At 66.7% G+C, this 20,890-nt stretch carries 18 protein-coding genes; 8 read left to right on the top strand and 10 right to left on the bottom strand.

The window, feature by feature from the left end:
* Positions 1–32 precede the first annotated feature (32 nt).
* Positions 33–701, bottom strand: coding sequence for an acetyltransferase (locus tag LGM89_RS18735; RefSeq protein WP_226273610.1), 669 nt, complete (start codon positions 699–701; stop codon positions 33–35).
* Between the two features lie 117 nt (positions 702–818).
* Positions 819–3,194, bottom strand: a complete 2,376-nt coding sequence (locus LGM89_RS18730; RefSeq protein WP_226273609.1) for a glycosyltransferase — start codon at positions 3,192–3,194, stop codon at positions 819–821.
* A 275-nt stretch (positions 3,195–3,469) separates the two neighbouring features.
* Between LGM89_RS18730 and LGM89_RS18725 the strand changes: the two genes are divergently transcribed.
* Genes LGM89_RS18725 through LGM89_RS18710 form a run of 4 tightly spaced genes read left to right on the top strand, consistent with a single transcriptional unit; the run spans position 3,470 to position 8,201 of the window.
* Complete coding sequence (locus LGM89_RS18725; protein WP_226273608.1) at positions 3,470–4,330, top strand: glycosyltransferase family 2 protein; 861 nt, start codon at positions 3,470–3,472, stop codon at positions 4,328–4,330.
* Entirely contained in the window at positions 4,327–5,292 is a 966-nt protein-coding gene (locus LGM89_RS18720) for a UDP-glucose 4-epimerase family protein (RefSeq protein WP_226273607.1), read from the top strand. Before LGM89_RS18725 ends, LGM89_RS18720 begins: the two co-directional genes overlap by 4 nt.
* 5 nt (positions 5,293–5,297) lie before the next feature.
* The gene (locus LGM89_RS18715) at positions 5,298–6,314 is read left to right on the top strand and encodes an MraY family glycosyltransferase (RefSeq protein WP_226273651.1); all 1,017 of its coding nucleotides are present in this window, start codon (positions 5,298–5,300) and stop codon (positions 6,312–6,314) included.
* A 12-nt stretch (positions 6,315–6,326) separates the two neighbouring features.
* Positions 6,327–8,201, top strand: coding sequence for a polysaccharide biosynthesis protein (locus tag LGM89_RS18710; RefSeq protein ID WP_226273606.1), 1,875 nt, complete (start codon positions 6,327–6,329; stop codon positions 8,199–8,201).
* Between the two features lie 100 nt (positions 8,202–8,301).
* Here the strand turns inward: LGM89_RS18710 and LGM89_RS18705 are convergent, their stop codons facing one another.
* From LGM89_RS18705 to LGM89_RS18685, 5 genes are read right to left on the bottom strand one after another with little or no spacing between them, the layout of a single operon-like run.
* Positions 8,302–9,408 (bottom strand): MraY family glycosyltransferase, encoded by a 1,107-nt coding sequence (locus LGM89_RS18705; RefSeq protein WP_089494230.1) that lies wholly within the window; start codon positions 9,406–9,408, stop codon positions 8,302–8,304.
* A gap of 27 nt (positions 9,409–9,435) precedes the next feature.
* A complete protein-coding gene (gene galE / locus LGM89_RS18700) occupies positions 9,436–10,458 on the bottom strand; it encodes a UDP-glucose 4-epimerase GalE (protein WP_089494231.1) in 1,023 nt (340 codons plus the stop codon).
* Positions 10,459–10,473: 15 nt separating this feature from the next.
* Entirely contained in the window at positions 10,474–11,610 is a 1,137-nt protein-coding gene (locus LGM89_RS18695; RefSeq protein WP_226273605.1) for a glycosyltransferase family 4 protein, read from the bottom strand.
* A gap of 51 nt (positions 11,611–11,661) precedes the next feature.
* On the bottom strand, positions 11,662–12,486 hold the full coding sequence (locus LGM89_RS18690) for a glycosyltransferase (protein WP_089494233.1): 825 nt from the start codon (positions 12,484–12,486) through the stop codon (positions 11,662–11,664).
* Positions 12,483–13,739 carry a lipopolysaccharide biosynthesis protein gene (locus LGM89_RS18685; RefSeq protein WP_089494234.1) on the bottom strand — a complete coding sequence of 419 codons (1,257 nt, stop codon included), beginning with the start codon at positions 13,737–13,739 and terminating at the stop codon, positions 12,483–12,485. The genes LGM89_RS18690 and LGM89_RS18685 overlap by 4 nt, the downstream gene beginning before the upstream one ends.
* 263 nt (positions 13,740–14,002) lie before the next feature.
* Between LGM89_RS18685 and LGM89_RS18680 the strand changes: the two genes are divergently transcribed.
* The 4 genes from LGM89_RS18680 to waaA all read left to right on the top strand — a co-directional run bounded on the left by LGM89_RS18680 (position 14,003) and on the right by waaA (position 18,880).
* A complete protein-coding gene (locus LGM89_RS18680) occupies positions 14,003–15,397 on the top strand; it encodes a phosphomannomutase/phosphoglucomutase (protein WP_089445078.1) in 1,395 nt (464 codons plus the stop codon).
* Positions 15,398–15,572: 175 nt separating this feature from the next.
* On the top strand, positions 15,573–16,568 hold the full coding sequence (waaC, locus tag LGM89_RS18675; protein WP_089494236.1) for a lipopolysaccharide heptosyltransferase I: 996 nt from the start codon (positions 15,573–15,575) through the stop codon (positions 16,566–16,568).
* Between the two features lie 34 nt (positions 16,569–16,602).
* A complete protein-coding gene (locus LGM89_RS18670; protein ID WP_089494237.1) occupies positions 16,603–17,487 on the top strand; it encodes a Kdo hydroxylase family protein in 885 nt (294 codons plus the stop codon).
* 37 nt (positions 17,488–17,524) lie between these two features.
* Positions 17,525–18,880, top strand: coding sequence for a lipid IV(A) 3-deoxy-D-manno-octulosonic acid transferase (gene waaA / locus LGM89_RS18665; protein ID WP_226273604.1), 1,356 nt, complete (start codon positions 17,525–17,527; stop codon positions 18,878–18,880).
* A 63-nt stretch (positions 18,881–18,943) separates the two neighbouring features.
* Here the strand turns inward: waaA and ureG are convergent, their stop codons facing one another.
* The 3 genes from ureG to ureE are packed head-to-tail and all read right to left on the bottom strand — an operon-like array spanning position 18,944 to position 20,887.
* Entirely contained in the window at positions 18,944–19,591 is a 648-nt protein-coding gene (gene ureG, locus LGM89_RS18660) for an urease accessory protein UreG (RefSeq protein WP_046196649.1), read from the bottom strand.
* 17 nt (positions 19,592–19,608) lie between these two features.
* Complete coding sequence (locus tag LGM89_RS18655) at positions 19,609–20,289, bottom strand: urease accessory protein UreF (RefSeq protein ID WP_226273603.1); 681 nt, start codon at positions 20,287–20,289, stop codon at positions 19,609–19,611.
* Positions 20,276–20,887 carry an urease accessory protein UreE gene (gene ureE, locus LGM89_RS18650; RefSeq protein ID WP_226273602.1) on the bottom strand — a complete coding sequence of 204 codons (612 nt, stop codon included), beginning with the start codon at positions 20,885–20,887 and terminating at the stop codon, positions 20,276–20,278. The genes LGM89_RS18655 and ureE overlap by 14 nt, the downstream gene beginning before the upstream one ends.
* Positions 20,888–20,890: the final 3 nt, after the last annotated feature.

Raw genomic sequence — 20,890 nt, 5'->3', positions numbered from 1 at the left:
GCGGTACGCCGCGGCGTACCGCTCCGTCCGGCTCAGGCCGGTCGTTTCACCATCGGTGCGGCTGGGTTGCCGACTACGGTCACGCCCGGTGGTACGTCCTTGGTCACGACGGCCCCCATACCGATCACCGCGCCCTTGCCGATCGTCAGGGGTTTGTCGGGCGTGCCCTGCTTCAGCACCGCGCCTGTGCCGATATAGGCATCGTCTTCGATCACGATCCGGCCGTTGCAGGCGACGCGCGGAGCGAACGTCACAAAATCACCGATCACGCAGTCGTGAGCGACGTAACTGTAGATGTTGCACTGGAAATGGCGGCCGATCCTGATATCCGATGTACACATCGAGAAATCGCAGAACACCGCGCCCTCGCCGACCTCGACGTTGTCGAGCGACACATGCGAACCGGCAGTCAGCGAGCCGAACGCGAGGCCTTCGCGTTCGCAGCGCTGGACCAGCGTGCGGCGGGCCGCGGACGAGCCGAGCGACACGACGACCGCGCGGTCGCGGTGTGCGTGCGTGATGAGCGTATCGAAGGAAATGACTTCGACGCCATTCTGGACGGTGCCGATTTCCGACGGCGTGTCGGAGACGAAGACGATTCCGGATGCCGAACCGGTGCCGGTCCGGGCTTGATGTTGTCGTGCCAGCGGCAGGATCTCGCGCCCGAACCCGCCGCACCCGTAAATAGCGATTCGCTCCATCATTCACTCCGGTCTGAATGGGGGGCAGTCTAACGGTAGCGATACCTGGCGGGCAACCTCATTATGCGGGGTGCGCGCGTCCGGTTTGCTCGGTATGGCGGCGGGACGGACCGGCGATCACTTGCCTGTGAACGGCCGCATGATCGCCCGCAGCAGCGGTCCGAGTACTGGAATCCGGTGAAGGCGCAGATACGCGCGATAGATGATGAAAATCCGTGCGCGCTGAAACGCGACCCACTGGTTCGCGTACTGCCGCAGTTCGACCGACTCGTTCCTGAGGATATCGGCTTCGCGCGCATGAACGAGCAGCTTTGCGCGCGCGTCTGCGAGTTCTCGTCTCAGTCGACGCAGTTCTTCCTGGTTTTCCGCGGACGAAGCGGCTTGATTGGCGGGCACCTGGGCAGGCTGATGGGATTCTTGATGGGGGGCATTCATACCGAATATCCGCTGAATGTTCGCGACGTACTGTGCGTCGCCGTGCTTGTCGTGAACGTAGTCGGAAGCGCGGTTCGACAGCGCTCCGAGCAGATCGGGTTGTGCGTACAAGCGCTCGATGGCCTCTCGATACGCGTCGACGGCTTCGTCGATGTCGTTGGATGCCTCGATGAGCATGCCGGTCTGACCGTCGAGCACGGCTTCGCCGATGCCGCCGATGTTCGGTGCGATGACCGGGAGTCCCGAGCCCATGGCTTCGAGAATCACGTTCGGCAATCCGTCGAACCACGACGTATAGACGAGGGCGTCGTACTCGTGCAGCGGAAGATCCGCGAATGCTGAAAACGGCCCTTTGTAATTTGCACCGGACAGGTCGATTTCGAATCCTGGCGTGATGCCGCCATACAGGTCGAGCGTGATGCCGGTGTCGCTCTGCGCGAAGTGCTTCGACAGCGCGACGGCCAGTTGCGGCCGCTTCTGGCCGTCCAGCCGCGACGCCCACAGCAGGCGTCGTCGCGGCGTCGCATGAATCGTCGGCTCCTTGATGCCGTGCAGCAGCGCGGGAAGATTGATCCAACGGGATGCGCTGGCACCGAAGATGAACTTGTCGTCGACGACCGTCTGTTCGTTGTCGGTGACGATCCGTGTGATGTGCTGGATGTTGTTCGTCAGAAACTCGACCGCGCCGCCCGAAATGATCGAGACGTCGTCTTCGTAGACGCGCGTGTCGCAGAAACGGTAGTACGTGACATCACGTCCGCTGAATTGCGCGAAATGGCGGCTCAGCATGCGATGCGAAAACACGCATGCGCGAATGTGCAGCCGGGCGTCGGGCGCCGCTGCGCGAATCAGGCGTGCGGTGATGCGGTCGCGTTGACGATCGTCGAGATCCTTGCCGAGCAGCGCGACGTCGACGAAGATCGCAGCGTCGGGCAGCCGCGACAGCCACGCATGCTTTTCCATTGGTTCGCCGGATAGCACGAGGATGCGTTTTGACGCACCGCTTGCCAGCAGGCCGTTCATTACGTCGAGAACATAGCGCTCCGCGCCGCCGGCGGGCAGGAACGGAATCAGGAACACGTCCGTGATCGGTCCGGCGTCGCGAATGGCTTCGCACATTTCGTAGTAGACAGCGGAGGGCTCGGGCGTCGACCACATCGCGCTCGTCTGGCTGCCGTGCCGCAGCGATAGTGTATCGACGGCAGGATCGATCCGGTTGGCGGCTTCGGTCATATCCGACAGCATCCGGCTGCCGAGGAACTTCTGCTTGACGTCGTACCACGGCGGCAGCGCACGTTCGCCGGCGCGATACGCGCGATAATCGTCGGCGAATACGCGCAGGTAGACGTCCGGGGCGAACAGGTTGGTGTCCGGCGTTTCGAGCTCGACGCTTTGGTTGCGCGCGGCCGCCATGATGCTTTGCTGGCGCTGGCGATAGTAAAGAACCGTATCGGGGATGTAGTGCGCCTTCATCCCGAGCGCAATCGCACACGAATTGAAGTGCCAGTCTTCGAATGCGTGGCCGCGTTGCGTGTCGCAGTGAACGTACTTGAGACGATCGAATGTCGAGCGATGGAAGAATACGCGCGACACGTACGGATGGATATCCGCAAGCAGGAACGGCATCAGGTCCGCTTCGCCGTACTCGGTAATGAAATACATCGAACCGAATGCGATCAGATACTGCGGGAACAGCAGTGCATCATTGCCGTACTGCTGCGCAGCTGCCAGCGCTTCGACGAAGAAATTGAACGACACGAGATCGTCGGCATCGGCCGTGGCGAAATATTCGCCTCGTGCAATTGCGCAACCGGAGTTTCGGCTCAAGCCCAGAGACCGGTTCGATACCTCGATCGTCTGGACTCCATCAAAACTGGAGAAGTCCGCCGACGCGATGACGGAACGGGTTGCTTCGTTCGGGTTGTCGAGGACGACGACAATTTCCAGGGTGATACCGCGGGCTCTTGCGAAGTCTGCCGCTTCAGTCAGGGACCGCAACGTCCGGTTGATGATGCCGCCCTCATTGTGGGCGTTGAGAATCACCGAAATATCAAACATAGGGTGCAGCTGGCCGGATGCGTATCGAGGTCACGCATTATATACAGAAGCATTTGGCGCTTCGGCGCCCGCTGGGGCGGCGAGCAGCGCACGCGATGGCTGCCCGCACCATGCACATGAGTCCCTACCTTGTGCCCCTTTTTCCATTCATGGCGCCCGTGGCATGCGCCGCCACGTCATAATTGCTACAAATGGCAAGCTCGGTTGCACGGGCTGGCCTGCCTGCGCACACTAGTAATGCGCCTAACGCGCCAAATGTAAACAATAGTCAGCTCGTGACTTCTCATCCGCAAGCATCCACTCGCTCACCGCACCCCGTCGACGAAATACTGTCGATTTCCATCGTGACGTACCATCCGGACGAGGCACTTCTCGCTCGTACGTTCTCCAGCCTCCGTGCGGCGTGCGCGCGTCTCCGGGCCGTGCGCGGCGGCGGTGTCATCAGCGTTTGCCTTGTCGACAACGGCGGCTTGCCTGATTTGGCAGCCGACCTTGCCGCATTCGAGCAGGCTGGCATCTCTTGCAGCGTGCTGTCCGGTCACGGCAACGTCGGCTACGGACGCGGCCACAACCTTGCGATCGAAGCGGCACGCAGCCGCTATCACCTGATCCTGAATCCCGATATCGACCTCGAACCGGACGCGCTCCTGCGCGCGCTCGACTTTCTCGACGCACATCCTGAAGCAGGTTTGCTGTCGCCTCGCATCGGTGACGAATCGGGCCGGATCCAGTATCTGTGCCGCCGCTATCCGGCGCTGGTGGATCTTCTGGTCAGAGGATTCCTGCCCGCGGCCTTGCGGCCGCCGTTCGAGCGCCGGCTGGCAAGTTACGAGATGCGCGACCGTATCAACGAAACCGACGTCGTGTGGGATCCGCCTATCGTCAGCGGCTGTTTCATGCTGTTCCGCACCGACCTGCTCGCGCGTCTGCGGGGCTTCGATCCACGCTATTTCCTCTACTTCGAGGACTACGACCTCAGCTTGCGGACCGGCGAGTGCGCACGCACGGTCTACCTGCCGCTGGCGCGCGTGATTCATCACGGCGGCGGCGCATCCCGCAAGGGTGCCGCGCACATCCGCATGTTCGCGGCGTCGGCATTCAAGTTCTATAACCGCTTCGGCTGGAGGCTGTGGTGACCCGCATCGTCGTGACAGGCGCAAACGGCTTCGTCGGCCGCGCGGTCTGCCGACTGGCGCTCGCGGCAGGACATACGGTCACGGCGGTGGTACGCCGTCCCGGCGGATGCGTCGACGGCGTTCGCGAGTGGATGCATGACGCGCCGGATTTCGCCGGGCTCGCACACGCGTGGCCCGATGATCTGGAGGCCGATTGCGTGATCCATCTGGCCGCGCGAGTCCACGTGATGCGCGACGAGTCGCCCGATCCGGACACCGCGTTCGAGGCGACCAACGTTGCAGGGACGCTGCGCGTTGCCGAAGCGGCGCACGCGCACGGCGCGCGGCGCTTCGTGTTTGCCAGCAGTATCAAGGCGATCGGTGAGGGCGACCGCGGCGTGCCGCTCGCGGAGGACGTTGCACCCGCGCCGCAGGATCCATACGGGCGTTCGAAACTGCGTGCGGAGCAGGCACTTGCGCAATTCGGGCGGCAGGTGGGCATCGATGTGGTCACCCTCCGTCCGCCGCTGGTATACGGCCCCGGCGTGCGGGCCAACTTCCTGCGAATGATGGACGCCGTCGCGCGAGGATTGCCGCTGCCGCTCGGCGCGATCGAGGCGCGCCGCAGCCTCGTCTATGTCGACAATCTCGCTGACGCGCTGCTGCGGTGCGCAACCGATCCACGGGCAGCGGGCGAGTGCTTTCATGTCGCCGACGACGACGCGCCGTCGGTGGCCGGGTTGCTGAGGCTGGTCGGCGACGCGCTTGGCAGGCCGGCACGGCTGTTCCCGGTACCGGCCGCGATGCTGCGCGCGCTCGGCAGGCTGACAGGCCGCAGTGCCGCCGTCGACCGCCTGACGGGCAGCCTGCAGCTCGACGCCGGCCGCATGAAGCGCATGCTCGACTGGCGACCACCCTATACGACGAGACAGGGCCTCGAGGCGACCGCCGCGTGGTATCGTTCGCGCGACAAACAGAAATAGACAATATGCATCCCGCGATTACCACGTGGCTCACGGTGGCCGGCGTAGCCATAGCCGCTGCCTTCGCCTCGATCCTTATCCTGCGGACGCTGCTCGCGACGGGGCTGGCCTGGCGCCTCGCGACCGATATTCCGAACGACCGTTCGCTGCACACACTGCCGACGCCGCGTGTCGGCGGCTGGGGCATCGTGCCGGTATCCGTGATCGCGATGCTGTGGCTCGCGCCGTCGATGTGGCTGGTCGCTGTTGCCGCTGCGGGCCTCGCCGCGCTGTCGCAGTTCGACGATCGGCGCGGGCTGCCGGCGCGGATCCGGTTCGCGGCACACCTTGCCGCGGTCGTCGCGCTGATCGCCGTCTATCCGGCCGCCGCGCCGTGGTGGCTTCTCGTCGGCATCGGTTTCGGAATGGTTTGGCTGACCAACCTGTACAACTTCATGGACGGCGCGGACGGCCTTGCCGGCGGCATGGCGCTGTTCGGCTTCGGCGCGTATGCGGCCGCCGCACTGGCGGGCGGGCAGCCGGAGCCGGATCTCGTGGCGGGCGGCGCGGCGATCGCAGGTGCCGCGTTCGGCTTTCTGCTGCTGAATTTTCATCCAGCGAAGCTGTTTCTCGGCGACGCGGGCTCGATTCCGCTCGGGTTCATGGCGGGCGCGCTCGGCTACTGGGGCTGGCGAGGCGGGGTTTGGCCGATCTGGTTTCCGGCGATGGTGTTCTCGCCCTTTATTGCGGATGCATCTGTAACACTTGCGAGACGTTTGTTACGCGGGGAAAAGTTCTGGCAGGCGCACCGGGAGCATTATTATCAGCGCATGGTGCGCTCCGGCACAGGCCATCGGCGCACTGCCATCTACTGGTACCTCGTGATGCTCGTGGGCATAATTGTAGCCTTGTGGGCATTGGGCCGTCCCATACTGCAGCAGTGGGGGTTGTTTGTCGCCTGGTATGGCGTTCTTGCGTGCATCGGTTGTGTGATCGACGCCCGCTGGCGCCGTGTCGGCATGGCCACCGAAAACAAATCTTGAGGTCTCCCGCCGATGTTGCGATCCAAAGCATCTTGGCTGTCATTGAGTGCTTTCCTGTTCGACCTGCTGGCGGTGCTTGCAGCGTGGTTGTTCGCCTATCTCGTCCGCTTCAACGGTAGTGTCCCGACCGATTTCCTGAGCGGCGCGCTGATGGCGCTGACGTGGGTGCTGCCCGTGTACGCGCTAATGTTCCACGTGTTCGGCCTGTATCGCGGGCTGTGGGTGTTCGCTAGCCTGCCAGACCTGATGCGTATCGCGAAGGCAGTCGGCGGCGGTGGCGTGATCGTGATGATCGGCGCCGTGATGTTCCAGCCGGTGCCGATCATTCCGCGCTCGGTGCTGCTCGTGTCGCCCCTGATGCTGTTCCTCGCGATGGGCGGCGCGCGCGCGCTGTATCGCGCGACGAAGGAGTATTACCTGTACGGCGGGCTCGTCGGGAAGGGCAAACCGGTGCTGGTGCTCGGCGCCGGCACGGCCGGTGCAAGCCTCGCGCGCGAACTGTCCCGCTCGGGCGAATGGCGCCTCGTCGGTCTGCTCGATGACGATGTGACCAAGCAGGGGCGCGAGGTCTACGGCTACAAGGTACTGGGCTCGTTCAACGACCTCAAGCACTGGACCGATGCAATGAAGGTCGAATACGCGATCATCGCGATTCCATCGGCGTCGGTCGAGACGCAGCGTCGCGTCGCGACGCTGTGCGTGCGGGCCGGCGTGAAGGCGATGGTGCTGCCGTCGCTGACCGCGCTGATGCCGGGGCAGGGCTTCCTGTCGCAGGTGCGGAACATCGATCTCGAGGATCTGCTCGGCCGGGATGCCGTGACGATCGACACGCCGCACGTCGAGGCGCTGCTGCGCGGCCGCGTCGTGATGGTGACCGGCGCGGGCGGCTCGATCGGCTCTGAGCTTTGCCGGCAGATCCTGCGCTTCGCGCCCGCGCAACTCGTTGCGTTCGACCTGTCCGAGTATGCGATGTACCGGCTGACCGAGGAGTTGCACGAGCGCTTCCCGGACCTACCGGTCGTGCCGATCATCGGAGATGCAAAGGATTCGCTGCTGCTCGACCAGGTGATGTCGCGTCATGCGCCGCACATCGTGTTCCATGCGGCCGCCTACAAGCACGTGCCGCTGATGGAGGAACACAACGCGTGGCAGGCGCTGCGCAACAATGTGCTCGGCACCTATCGCGTGGCCCGCGCGGCGATTCGCCACGATGTGCGTCACTTCGTTCTGATCTCGACCGACAAGGCCGTCAATCCGACCAACGTGATGGGCGCGAGCAAGCGTCTCGCCGAAATGGCCTGTCAGGCGCTGCAGCAGACGAGCGGGCGTACGCAGTTCGAGACCGTGCGATTCGGCAACGTGCTCGGCAGCGCGGGCAGCGTGATCCCGAAGTTCCAGCAGCAGATCGCGAAGGGCGGCCCGGTCACGGTCACGCACCCCGAGATCACGCGTTTCTTCATGACGATCCCGGAAGCGTCGCAACTGGTGCTACAGGCGTCGAGCATGGGGCATGGCGGCGAGATCTTCATTCTCGACATGGGCGAGCCGGTGAAGATCGTCGATCTGGCGTGCGACCTGATCCGCCTGTACGGTTTCTCGGAAGAGCAGATCCGGATCGAGTTCACCGGGCTGCGGCCCGGCGAGAAGCTCTACGAGGAGTTGCTGGCGGACGACGAGGCGACGACGCGCACGCCGCATCCGAAGCTGCGGATCGCGCGGGCGCGGGAAGTGCCGGACAATTTCCTCGACGAACTGCTGCCGTGGCTGATGCAGCATCGTGTCCTGCCCGACGACGAAGTGCGGCGCGACTTGCGCCGCTGGGTGCCCGAGTATCAAACGGCTGCCGTTCCGGCGCTGAAGAGCGTACGGGTCGCGTCGAACCGCTGAACGCTGAGAACCGTGTGGTTGCGCCACGCAGCGACCAGCCGGCCGGCCAAAAAGAAAAGCGCCCCGCAGGGCGCTTTTTTCATGCCGGGCCGAGAACGGCTCAGCGACTGGGCCGGTGTTTGCGCACCACCATCCACCGCGGCACGCGGAACCGCACGATGCTGAGATACAGCCACACATAAGTCAGCGCGAACAGCACGACGAACACGAACAGGTGCACCGTGTGCCGCCAGAACAGCGTCGCGGGTATCACCGCGACGAGGCACAGCAGCCACAGGTACGGCGACGTCAGCGAATTGCGGCGCGTCAGGTCGTGCGCGTGCTTCGTGCCGACGGCCCAGCGCATCAGCCGCTTGTACACGAGCATGTGCAGGTGCACGCCGTCCGGGATGCCGGGCGACATCCCGCGAATGAACTTCTTCCGGTAGATCGAGAAGCAGGTCTCGAAGATCGGGTACATGAACAGCAGCACCGGGTACCACGCGGACACCTCGCGGTTGCGCATCACGAGCATGATCGCGAGCTCCGCGAGCATGAAGCCGATGAAATACGCGCCGCCGTCGCCGAGGAAGATCAGCCCGGCCGGGAAATTCCACAGGAAGAAGCCGAGCACGGCGCCCATCATGATGATCGACGCGGACATCACGACCGGGTCGTTCACATGGAACGCGACATACGCGAGCGACGCGAACATCATGAAGCTGACCATCGACGCGAGCCCGTTGAAGCCGTCGATGATGTTGATCGCGTTCGCAAGCGCCGCGACCGCGAGCACCGTGATGAACGCCGAGATGGCCACGTAGCCGAGCAGGAAATCGAGCGGCGGCACGCTGATGCGCTTGACCGCGATGCCCAGCAGCCAGAATGCCAGCGCGGCCGCGCCCATCGTGCAGAGCAGCCGCGCGCGCGGTGACACGCGCTTGGTCAGGTCCTCGACGAGGCCGGACAGGAAGGCCGGCAGCCCGCAGGCAGCGATCCCGAGAATGCTGCCGGAGATCGTCGGATAGCGCCGGGACAGCACCAGCGCGGCAACGACGACGCCCGCGAGGATCCCGATGCCCCCGACCCGCGGCACGGGCCGCACGTGGAATTTCTGCACGCCGGCCAGGTCGCTGTCGATCGAGAATTTCTCGTGAAGGTGCGCATAGCGCACGATGAACAGCGTGACGAGCAGGGAGACGATGAAGCCGGACGCGAAGCTGAGCATGGGATCGCTCGAAAAATGGACAGCGGATTATACAAAACCGCGCGGGTTCCCCTCCTGCCATCGCCAGTGATCGGCACACATTTCTTCGATGCCGAGCGTCGCGCGCCAGCCGATGATGTCGGCCGCGGCCTGCGGGTTCGCGTAGCACTCGCCGATGTCGCCCGGGCGGCGCGCGACGAGCTCGTACGGCACCGGGCGGCCCGACGCCTTCTCGAACGCACGCACGACTTCCAGCACGCTGTAGCCCTGGCCCGTGCCGAGGTTCACGACGAAGCTCGCGTCGCGCTTCGCGAGCGCGTCGAGCGCGGCGATGTGCCCCTTCGCGAGATCGACGACGTGGATGTAGTCGCGCACGCCCGTGCCGTCCGGTGTCGGGTAGTCGGAGCCGAACACGCGCAGCTTTTCCAGCTTGCCGACCGCGACCTGCGCGACATACGGCATCAGGTTGTTCGGGATGCCGGCCGGGTCCTCGCCGATCAGCCCGCTCGAATGCGCGCCGACCGGGTTGAAGTAGCGCAGCGTGGCGATGCGCCACGACGGGTCCGAGACTTCGAGATCGCGCAGGATCTGCTCGGCGATCAGCTTCGACTGGCCATACGGGTTCGTCGCGGACAGCGGGAACGATTCGTCGATCGGCGAGCGCTCTGGCACGCCGTATACGGTCGCGGACGAGCTGAACACGAACTGCCTGACGTTGCGCTCGCGCATCACCTTGAGCACGGCAAGCAGGCCGCCGATGTTGTTCTGGTAGTACTCGAGCGGCTTCTCCACCGATTCGCCGACGGCCTTGAGTGCCGCGAAATGGATCGTGCCGGTGATCGGGTGCGCGTCGAACACCTTTGCAAGCGCGGCTTCGTCGCACACGTCGACCTGATGGAACGCGGGCGTCTTGCCCGTGATCTGCGTGATGCGCCGCACGGATTCGGCGTTGCTGTTGACGAGGTTGTCGACGATCACGACGTCGTAGCCGTTGTCGAGCAACTCGACGGTCGTGTGCGAGCCGATATAGCCCGCTCCGCCCGTGACGAGGATGGTGCCTTTAGCGGTCATTGCTGATGCGCTCCTTCAGAGGGTGATACCGGTTAACGAATGGATAGTACGCCGGTAGCGTTCGACGACCTGCTGTTCGTCGAATTCCGCCGTGACCTTTTGCCGGCCGCGTGCGCCCATCGCGTCGCGTCCGGCCGTTCCGAGTTCGATCATGCGGAGCAACTGCTCCGCGAGGCTCGCGCTGTCGCGCACGCGGCACAGGAACCCCGTTTCGCCTTCGGCGACGACGTCGCGGCAGCCCGGCACGTCGGTCGCGACGATCGGGCGGCCCATCGCCGACGCTTCCATCAGCGTGCGCGGCACGCCTTCGCGGTACGACGGCAGCACGACGCAGTCGGCCGCCGCGATGTGCGGGCGCACGTCGTGCGCTTCGCCGAGATATTCGATCACGCCTTCGGCGGCCCACGCATCGACATCCGCGTGGCCGATCGCGCTTGGATTGTCGACGCCGAGCGGCCCGAGCAACTGGAAGCGCGCATTCGGGAAGCGCGCGCGCACGATGCGCGCGGCTTCCACGTATTCGCGCACGCCCTTGTCCCACAACAGCCGGCCGATCAGGATGAAGACGGGTGCGTCGCCGGCCGGTAGCGGCACCGGCGCGAACTGTTCGAGATCGACGCCTTCGCCGTGCAGCAGCCGCGCGCGATCGGGATGCGCGAGCAACTGTTCGTCGGTGAAGGTCGCGAGATCGTCGCGGTTCAGGAACCACACTTCACGCGGGAAGCGGAACGCGAACCGGTACAGGCGCTTCGCGACGCTTGCCGCGCGGCTCTTCTGGATGAAGACGTAGCCGAGCCCGGTCGTCACCGCGATCGACGGCACGCGTGCGAGCCACGCGGCGACCGAGCCGTAGATGTTCGGCTTGATCGTGTAATGGAACACGAGATCGGGCTTCAGCGCACGGTAGTGACGCACGAGTGCCGCGAGCGTGCCGAGATCCTCGCGCGGGCTCGTGCCTTTCGAGGCAACCGCGAGCGCCACGTAGCGGCAGCCCATCTGCTCGAGCAAGGGCACCGTGCGGTCGTGCGGCGCAATGACGATGACCTCGGCGCCGCGCGCGACGAGCGCACGGATCAGCCCGTGGCGATACGTGTAGATCGCCCAGGCCGTGTTGCAGACGAGCGCGATGCGCAGCGGGGAGGTGGCGGACATGAAAAAAAGAATAAATAAAGCGTCGAAATTGCCGAAAGGGCCGGATGTGCGTCAGGCGGACGGCCGCCCGGCGAACAGCGTCTGCTTGATCCGCTGCAACGTTCGGTACGGCGTCACGAAATGCAGCAGGTTCTTGGCGAGGCCGGCCCAGTCGTACGGGTTCAGCGCGTTGAAGTGGCTCAACAGCAGCGTGAGCGTCGACACCAGCTGGCGCCGGCGCTTGGTCGCACTGATCCCGCCCTCGTTCAGTTCGTAATAGAGACCGAGTTCCGGCAGGTTCGCGCAATCGTAGCGTTGCATTAACCGTAAAAAAAGATCGAGATCCTCGGCCGCACGGTATTTCGCCCGATAGTTCCCCACTTCACGCACGGCGTCGATGCGCAGCATCACCGACGGATGCACGAGCGGCGAGCGCAGGAAGCGCGTGCGGCGCAGCGTGCGCGGATCGGCGGGCGGGGTCAGCATGAAGCGCGGCTCGCCGGCGCGGGACACGACTTGCGTCCACATGCCGACGCAGGCCACGCGCGGGTGGGCGCCGAGATACGCGCGCTCCTTCGCGAGGCGCTGCGGCGCGGCCAGATCGCCCGCGTCGATGCGCGCCGCATAGCGGAAGCCGCGCGCGGCGAGCGCGTCGATGCCGGCCGCGAGCGCACGCTCGATGCCGCCGTTCTGCGGCATGCGCAGCACGTCGATCGTGAGGCCGGGCAGGTCGGGCGCGACGATCGGCGGCGTGCTGCCGTCATCGACGATCAGCACGTGCACGGGCGTGTCCTCGCGAAACGACGCGAGGGTCCGAACGACGTCGTCGTGCCCGTTGTAGGCCGGCATCAGCACGGCCACGTCGTCGAGCGGGGTCGGGCAATCAGGGGACGTCATGGTCGGAGCTTGAAACGGATGTAATAAAAATTGACGGCGGCGGCGGCCAGGTAGCCGGCCGCCAGCCCGACGAGCGCGCCGTACAGGCCGAGCCGCGGGATCGCGAACAGGTTGACGAGCGCCGCGATCGCGAGCGCGAGCAGCCATTTCGACAGCAACACGAATTTTGCTTGATATTTGAGAACGATAAGATTGCCTATCGCCTCGATGCCGGCGGGCACCGACAGCCAGACCGCCCAGCGGAAGATGTCGACCGAGGCCTCGTAGCCGTGGCCGAACACCTTGCCGACGATCAGCGGGGCGGCGGCGTCGAGCACGAGCGCGCCGGCCGTCATCAGGCCGGCCGTCATCGCGATCAGCCGGACGATGTTGCGGCGCAGCCGCACGACGTCCTGCACGCGGTAGACGAAGGCGGGCGCGATCGTCTGCGCGAGCATCAGCGCGAGCGTGATCCAGTTCTCGTTGAGCTGCTGCGCGGCCGAGTAGCGGCCGAGATCGGCGAACGACACGTGACGCTCGAGCATCAGGCGGTCGAGCTTCAGGAACAGGTACATGCAGATGAGGCCGAGCCAGAACACGGTGCCGGCCGTCGCAAAGTGCCTGAACAGCGGTTTGTCGAACGTCCAGCCGAGCGCGCCGCCGTTACGATGCCGGTAGTACAGCAGCAGCGCGAAGCCGATGGCGGCGGCTTCGAGCGCCCACAGCCACGCGAAGCGGGCGGGGCCCGCGGCCGCACGAACCAGCAGCCAGACGAGCAGCGCCTTCACCAGCGCGGTGACCATGCTGGTGACGAGCTGCGGCTTGCTGTAGGTCATGCTCTGCAGCCACGCGTTGATGACGCCGACGAACGGCTCGCGGAACACCATCGTGACCGCGAGGCCCGCGAGCATCGCGCCGACCAGCGGATCGAAGGCGCCCGCGGCGATCGCGATCCAGGTCGCGACGAGCGCGGCGACGGAGACGGCGATGCGCAGCGCGAATGCGCTGCCGAGCACCGCGCCGAGCTGGGCGGGCGGGCGCTGGACGATGGTCGGGACGAGGATTTCCGCGCCGCACACCCAGGTGAGCGGCGCCAGTACCAGGAGGAGCGTATTCGCATACTGCCATTTGCCGAACACATCTGGCCCGAAATAACGGGCCAGCAGACCGCTGATCGCGATCGCGACACCGATCTGCGTGAGCCGTTCGAGCCCCAGCCAGACGAGATTCGCGACGGCCTTCGCGACGTCCGGGTTGCCGAAGCGCTTCAGCATGCGCGGCAGCGGCGTGCGCGCGAGGCGGCCGGCAGGGCGCCCGGGGGCTGCAGGTTGGCGGCGACGGGGCGGCTAGGCATTAAAATGGGCGGCATGCGCGTCATCAAAACCCGCGATTATAAGTGGGATCGGGGTCGCTCCCGCCGTTCCGCACCAGCGGTTTCACGCCGTGCCGGGCCAGCCTGTATCATGCGCGGCACCGGCGAGCGGCGGCCAGGCAAGCCAGACAATTTTCCATGCACGCAACTGAGAGAAGAGAATCGATGATCTCCCAATCCATCTTCAAGGCATATGACATTCGTGGCGTGGTCGGCAAGACGCTCGACACCGACACCGCACGCGGGATCGGCCGGGCATTCGGCAGCGAAGTGCGTGCGCAGGGCGGCGATGCTGTGGTCGTCGCGCGCGACGGCCGCCTGTCCGGGCCGGACCTCGTCGGCGCGCTGGCCGACGGCCTGCGTGCGGCGGGCGTCGACGTCGTCGACGTCGGCATGGTGCCCACGCCGGTCGGCTATTTCGCGGCGAACGTCCCGCTCGCGCTGAAGGGCGGCGAGCGCCGCGTCGATTCGTGCATCGTCGTCACGGGCAGCCACAACCCGCCCGACTACAACGGCTTCAAGATGGTGCTGCGCGGCGCCGCGATCTACGGCGAGCAGATCCAGGCGCTGTACCAGCGCATCGTCGACGAGCGTTTCGAGACGGGCAGCGGCTCGTACGAACAGTTCGACGTGGCCGATCAATACATCGCGCGCATCGTCGGCGACATCAAGCCGGCCCGCCCGATGAAGCTCGTCGTCGACGCCGGCAACGGCGTGGCCGGCCCGCTCGCGACGCGCCTGTTCAAGGCGCTCGGCTGCGAGCTCGTCGAGCGCTTCACCGACATCGACGGCACGTTCCCGAACCACCACCCCGATCCCGCCCACCCGGAAAACCTGCAGGACGTGATCCAGGCGCTGAAGGACACCGACGCCGAGATCGGCTTCGCGTTCGACGGCGACGGCGACCGCCTCGGCGTCGTCACGAAGGACGGCAAGATCATCTATCCGGACCGCCAGCTGATGCTGTTCGCGGAAGAGGTGCTGTCGCGCAACCCGGGCGCGCAGATCATCTATGACGTGAAGTGCACGCGCCACCTCGCGCAATGGGTGAAGTCGAAGGGCGGCGAGCCGCTGATGTGGAAGACGGGCCACTCGCTCGTGAAGGCGAAGCTGCGCGAGACGGGTGCGCCGCTCGCCGGCGAAATGAGCGGCCACGTGTTCTTCAAGGACCGCTGGTACGGCTTCGACGACGGTCTCTACACGGGCGCGCGCCTGCTCGAGATCCTCGCGAAGACGGCCGACCCGAGCGCGCTGCTGAACGGGCTGCCTGACGCGATGAGCACGCCCGAACTGCAGCTGTGGCTCGACGAGGGCGAGAACTTCCGCCTGATCGACAAGCTGCAGAAAGAGGCGAAGTTCGACGGCGCCGAGGAAGTCGTGACGATCGACGGCCTGCGTGTCGAGTACCCGGACGGCTTCGGCCTCGCGCGTTCGTCGAACACGACGCCGGTCGTCGTGATGCGTTTCGAGTCGGAGACGCAGGAAGGGCTCAAGCGCATCCAGGAGGACTTCCGCCGCGTGCTGACGGCCGCGAAGCCGGACGTCAAGCTGCCGTTCTGAGCGTCGGCGGCCTGCCGGCCGCCCACGGCGCGACGGTGAGTCCGATCGTCGCGCCATCCCCGAAAAGCGGCGCACGCTACCGGCGTGCGGCCGCTTTTTGTCTGTCTGGCCCCCCGGGCGAGATAAAATCCCGTCTTTATGCTTGTCGCCGGCTGCCTGCCGGCGTTTTTTCAGCGTGCAAAAGATCCTGATCGTACGCGTGTCGTCGCTGGGCGACGTCGTGCACAACATGCCGGTGATCGCCGATATCCGGCGGCGCCATCCCGATGCGCAGATCGACTGGCTCGTCGAGGAAAGCTTCGTCGACCTGGTCAAGCTCGTCGACGGCGTGCGCAACGTGCTGCCGTTCTCGCTGCGCCGCTGGCGCAAGAAGCCGTTCTCGGGCGCCACGTGGCGCGAGATCCGCGCGTTCCGCCAGCGCCTCGCGGCCGAGCAGTACGACCTCGTGATCGACTGCCAGGGCCTCATCAAGACGGCGTGGGTCGCCAGCTGGGCGCGTGGCCCGCTCGTCGGGCTCGGCAACCGCACCGACGGCGCCGGCTACGAGTGGCCCGTGCGCTTCTTCTATCGCAAGCGCGTGCCGATCGCGCCGCGCACGCACGTCGTCGAGCGCTCGCGGCAACTCGTCGCGGCCGCGCTGGGCGACCCGGTGCCGACGCCGGCCGATCCGGTCGAGTTCGGCCTCGATACGCGCGCGGCGGCGCTCGCGGTGGCCGCGCTCGGGCTGAACCTGCCGGTGCCGTACGTGGTGTTCGTCCATGCGACGTCGCGTGCCGACAAACAGTGGCCGGACGCCGCGTGGATCGAACTCGGCCAGGCGCTCGTGCGGCGCGGCGCGTCGCTCGTGCTGCCGTGGGGCAACGATGCGGAGCGCGCGACCAGCGAGCGCCTCGCGAAAGAGTTCGGCGCGGCGGCGATCGTACCGCCGCGGCTGTCGCTGCCGGCCGTGGTCGGGCTGATCGACGGCGCGGCCGCCACCGTCGGGGTTGATACAGGTCTGGTTCACATCGCGGCCGCGCTGAAGCGTCCGACGGTCGAACTGTACAATTTCGCGACGGCCTGGCGGACCGGCGGCTACTGGTCGCCGAACGTCGTCAATCTCGGCACGGCGGGGCAGCCCCCGTCGATCGCGCAGGTGAAGTCGGCGCTCGCGGGCTTCGGTCTCCTGTAACGCAGTCACACGCGCGAACCCACGCGAACCGAACATGAGCGAATCCCAGATCATCGAAGTCCCGTCCGCCGACTGGAGCGGACACAACCTGTCGGCGCCGCGCGAGCAGCTGCTGGCCGCCGTCGAGGAAGGCAAGGTGCTGTATTTTCCGCACCTGCGCTTCGCGATCGAGGGCGGCGAGGAAGCGCTGCTCGATCCGGCGCTCGCCGACCCGAAACGCAAGAACATCAGCCTCGCGCCGAACGGCGGCGCGCTCGCCGGCGTGCTCGGCGACAGCGTCACGCAGTCGGCGGTGCGCGCGCTCGTCGCGCGCTTCCAGCAGCAGGCCGGCACGCTCGTCGACGGCCTCTTTCCCGAATACCGCGGCAAGCTGCGCGTCGCGCCGACGAGCCTGCGGCTGATGCAGGTCGAGACGCGCCAGACGTCGTGGCGCAAGGACGACAGCCGCCTGCACGTCGACGCGTTCCCGTCGCGGCCCAACTACGGCGAGCGCATCCTGCGCGTGTTCACGAACGTGAACCCGGCCGGCGTGCCGCGCGTGTGGCGCGTCGGCGAGCCGTTCGAGGACGTCGCGAAGCGCTTCCTGCCGCACATCAAGCCGCAGTTGCCGGGCGCCGCGTGGCTGCTGAACCTGCTGCACGTGACGAAGTCGCCGCGCAGCGCGTACGACCACCTGATGCTGAACCTGCACGACAGCATGAAGGCCGATCTCGACTACCAGAAGACGAGCCCGCAGGAGACGATGCCGTTTCCGCCGGGCTGCGTGTGGATATGTTTCTCCGATCAGACTTCGCACGCCGTGATGTCCGGCCAGTTCATGCTCGAACAGACCTTCTTCCTGCCGGTCGACGCGATGGTGCGCCGCGAATGCGCGCCGCTCGGCATTCTCGAACGCCTGACGGGCAGGGCGCTGGTTTGAGCGCGCATTTTCGTCGAAGCAAGACAAGGGACGCGGCATGCTGAGGGTGATCTATCGCGCGCTGTGGTGGCTCGTCGCCCCGATCGCCGTCATCCGGCTATACGTGCGTTCGCGCAAGGAGCGCGGCTATCGCGAACATATCGGCGAACGCTTCGGCCACGTGGCCGGCCGCTCGCGCGACGACCGTGCGCCGCTGGTCTGGGTGCATGCGGTATCGGTCGGCGAGACGCGCGCGGCGCAGCCGCTGATCGACGCGCTGATGCACGCGCGTCCCGATGCGCGCATCCTGCTCACGCACATGACGCCGAGCGGCCGCGCGACCGGCGAACAGATCTTCGGCGATCGCGTGCTGCGCTGCTACTTGCCGTACGACATGCCCGGCGCGGTGCGGCGTTTCCTGCGCGCGTGGCGGCCGACGCTCGGCCTCGTGATGGAAACCGAGGTGTGGCCGACGCTGATCGACGAGTGCCGCCGTGCGGACGTGCCGCTGGTGCTGACCAATGCGCGCATGTCCGCGCGTTCGTTCCGGCGGGCATCGAAGTTCGGCGCGGCGACCCACGACGTGTTCGGCGGCTTCTCGCGCGTGCTCGCGCAGAGCCCGGCCGATGCGGAGCGGCTGACGTCGCTCGGCGCGCGCAACGTGAGCGTGCTCGGCAACCTGAAGTTCGACATGACGACGCCCCCGGAGCTCGCGGCGCGCGGCCATGCGTGGCGCGAGGCGATCGGCACGCGGCCCGTGTGGGTGGCCGCGAGCACGCGCGAGAACGAGGAGGCGCTGGTGCTCGACGCATTCGCGGCGATGCGCACGCCCGGCGCGTTGCTGGTGCTCGTGCCGCGTCATCCGCAGCGTTTCGCCGAGGTCGAGGCGCTCGTCGAGCGCAGCGGCCTCAAGTGCGTGCGACGCTCGGCATGGGCGGCAGACAAGGCCGCGCTCGCGTCCGGCCGGCCGGCGGCCGAGCCGCTGCCGGATGACGTGACGGTGCTGCTCGGCGATTCGATGGGCGAGCTCGGCGCATATTACGCGGCGGCCGACATCGCGTTCATCGGCGGCAGCCTGCTGCCGCTCGGCGGTCAGAACCTGATCGAAGCATGCGCGGTCGGCGTGCCGGTGCTGATCGGCAAGCACGTGTTCAACTTCACGCAGGCGACCGCCGACGCGGTCGCGGCCGGCGCGGCGCTGCAGGTCGAGGATCCGCTCGATCTCGCGCACGTGCTCGACGCGCTGTTCGCCGACAAGGCGCGGCGCATCGCGATGGGCGCGGCCGGCGCGGCGTTCGCATCGCGGCACCGCGGCGCGACCGCGCGCACGATCGACGTGCTCGCGGCACTGTTGCCGCCCGCCGAACGCGGCGCGCGCGCGCTGCAGGACGTGCAGGACCCGTCCGACGACTAGACGAAGGCGGCGCGATGCCGCCGGAAGCCCGCGTGGCGGCACCGGGAGGCGCCGCCGCGTTGCTCAGACCGTCAGCAAACCCTTCTTCTCGATGAACGCGATCACGTCCGCGACGCCTTCGAGCGCCTTCAGGTTCGTCATCACGTAAGGCCGTTCGCCGCGCATCTTCTTCGTGTCGGACGCCATCACGTCGAGGTTCGCGCCGACCAGCGGCGCGAGATCCGTCTTGTTGATCACGAGCAGGTCGGACTTCGTGATGCCGGGGCCGCCCTTGCGCGGAATCTTCTCGCCGCCCGCGACGTCGATCACGTAGATCGTCAGGTCCGACAGCTCGGGGCTGAAGGTCGCCGCGAGATTGTCGCCGCCCGATTCGATGAACACGATATCGGCGTCGGGAAAGCGCGACAGCATCCGGTCGACGGCCTCGAGGTTGATCGATGCGTCCTCGCGGATCGCCGTATGCGGGCAGCCGCCCGTCTCGACGCCCATGATGCGCTCCTCGGGCAGCGCGCCCGCGACCGTCAGCAGCCGCTGATCCTCCTTCGTATAGATGTCGTTGGTGATCGCGACGAGGTCGTACTTGTCGCGCATCGCCTTGCACAGCATTTCGAGCAGCGTGGTCTTGCCGGAGCCGACGGGGCCGCCGATGCCGACGCGCAGCGGCGGCAGTTTCTTCGTGCGGCGGGCGGAGGAGGGAGCAGGTGCGTTCATGGCGGGTAGCGTCGGGTTCAGGAGCGGAACAACCGCGAATACTGGGTTTCGTGCCGCGCGGACAGGATGCCGAGCTGCGGCGCGAACGTGTTGACGGCGTCGGGCGGCGTCGCGAGCGCGCGGCGCACGGCCGCGTCGATCGCGCCGCGCAGCGCGACGATGATGCGTTGCCCGGCGAGCTGGCCGAGCGGCACGGCCTTCAGCGCGGCGGCCGTCTGGTTCTCGACCCAGCCGAATGCATAAGCAGCGAGCACCGCATCGGCGCTCGCGTCGTGCGCGGCGGCCGCGTACGCGAATGCGGTGGGCAGCGCGATCGGCGCAATCGCCGCGAGCGTCGCGCGGCGCGCGCCATCGCCCCATTCGAGCGACGCGCAGAGCTGCGCGAGCGACCAGCCCATCTGTTCGGTTTCACGGCGCAGTTCCGCCGATTCGCGGCTCGCGATGAACCACGCATTCTCGGCGACGAGCGCCGGCGCGTCGTGCGCGTGCCAGCGCGCGAGTTGATGCGCGAGGAACGGCAGCTCGCCGTGCGCGAGCACGTCGGTCAGGCCGCTCGCGATCCAGTCGCGCGCGGTATCGGCGTCGTGGATCAGGTTCGCGTCGAGCGCCGCTTCGAGCCCCTGCGAATAGCTGAACGCGCCGATCGGCAGCGCCGGCGATGCAAGGTGCAGCAGCGCGACGAGTTCAGTGGTGGTCATGGCCGTGGCCGTGCGCGCAACCGGGACCATGCTGATGGTCGTGGTCGTGGTCGTGGTCGTGCGAATGGGAATGCGCGTGGCCGTGATGCTCGCCGAACACCTGCTGCGCGAGCGCGTAGTCCTCGGCGAAGGTCGCGTCGTGCCCGTGCTTGTGGCCGCCGCCGTACGCACCGGCTTCCGGCTGGAACGGCGCAACGGTCTCCTCGACCTGCGTGCCGAGCCGGCGCAGCATGTCCGCGAGCACCGGGTCGGCTTCGAGCTTCAGGTAGCCGTCGCCGATCTCGACCGGCGTGTGGCGGTTGCCGAGGTGGTACGCGGCGCGCATCAGCGTGAGCGGGTCGGCCGCGCGCACGCGCAGCACGGTCTCGGGCGCCGCGGCGACGCGCACGAGCGCGCCGTCGTCGGCGACGAGCACGTCGCCGTCGCGCAGGATCGTGCCACGCGGCAGCACGACCGCGACGTCCTCGCCGGTGTCGAGCGTCGCCGCGAGGCGGCTCTTGCAGCGGGCGTCATAGGCGAGCGTGAGCGTCGGCGCGCGCGCGACGAGCGACGCGGCGAGTTTCACGTTCGGGGCAATGCGTTTGTCGAGGGTGCGCATGAA

The sequence above is a fragment of the Burkholderia sp. AU31624 genome, from assembly GCF_020420065.1.
GTDB lineage: Bacteria > Pseudomonadota > Gammaproteobacteria > Burkholderiales > Burkholderiaceae > Burkholderia.
Note: the sequence above shows the minus strand (reverse complement) of the source record. Positions and strands in the feature narration are given on the sequence as shown.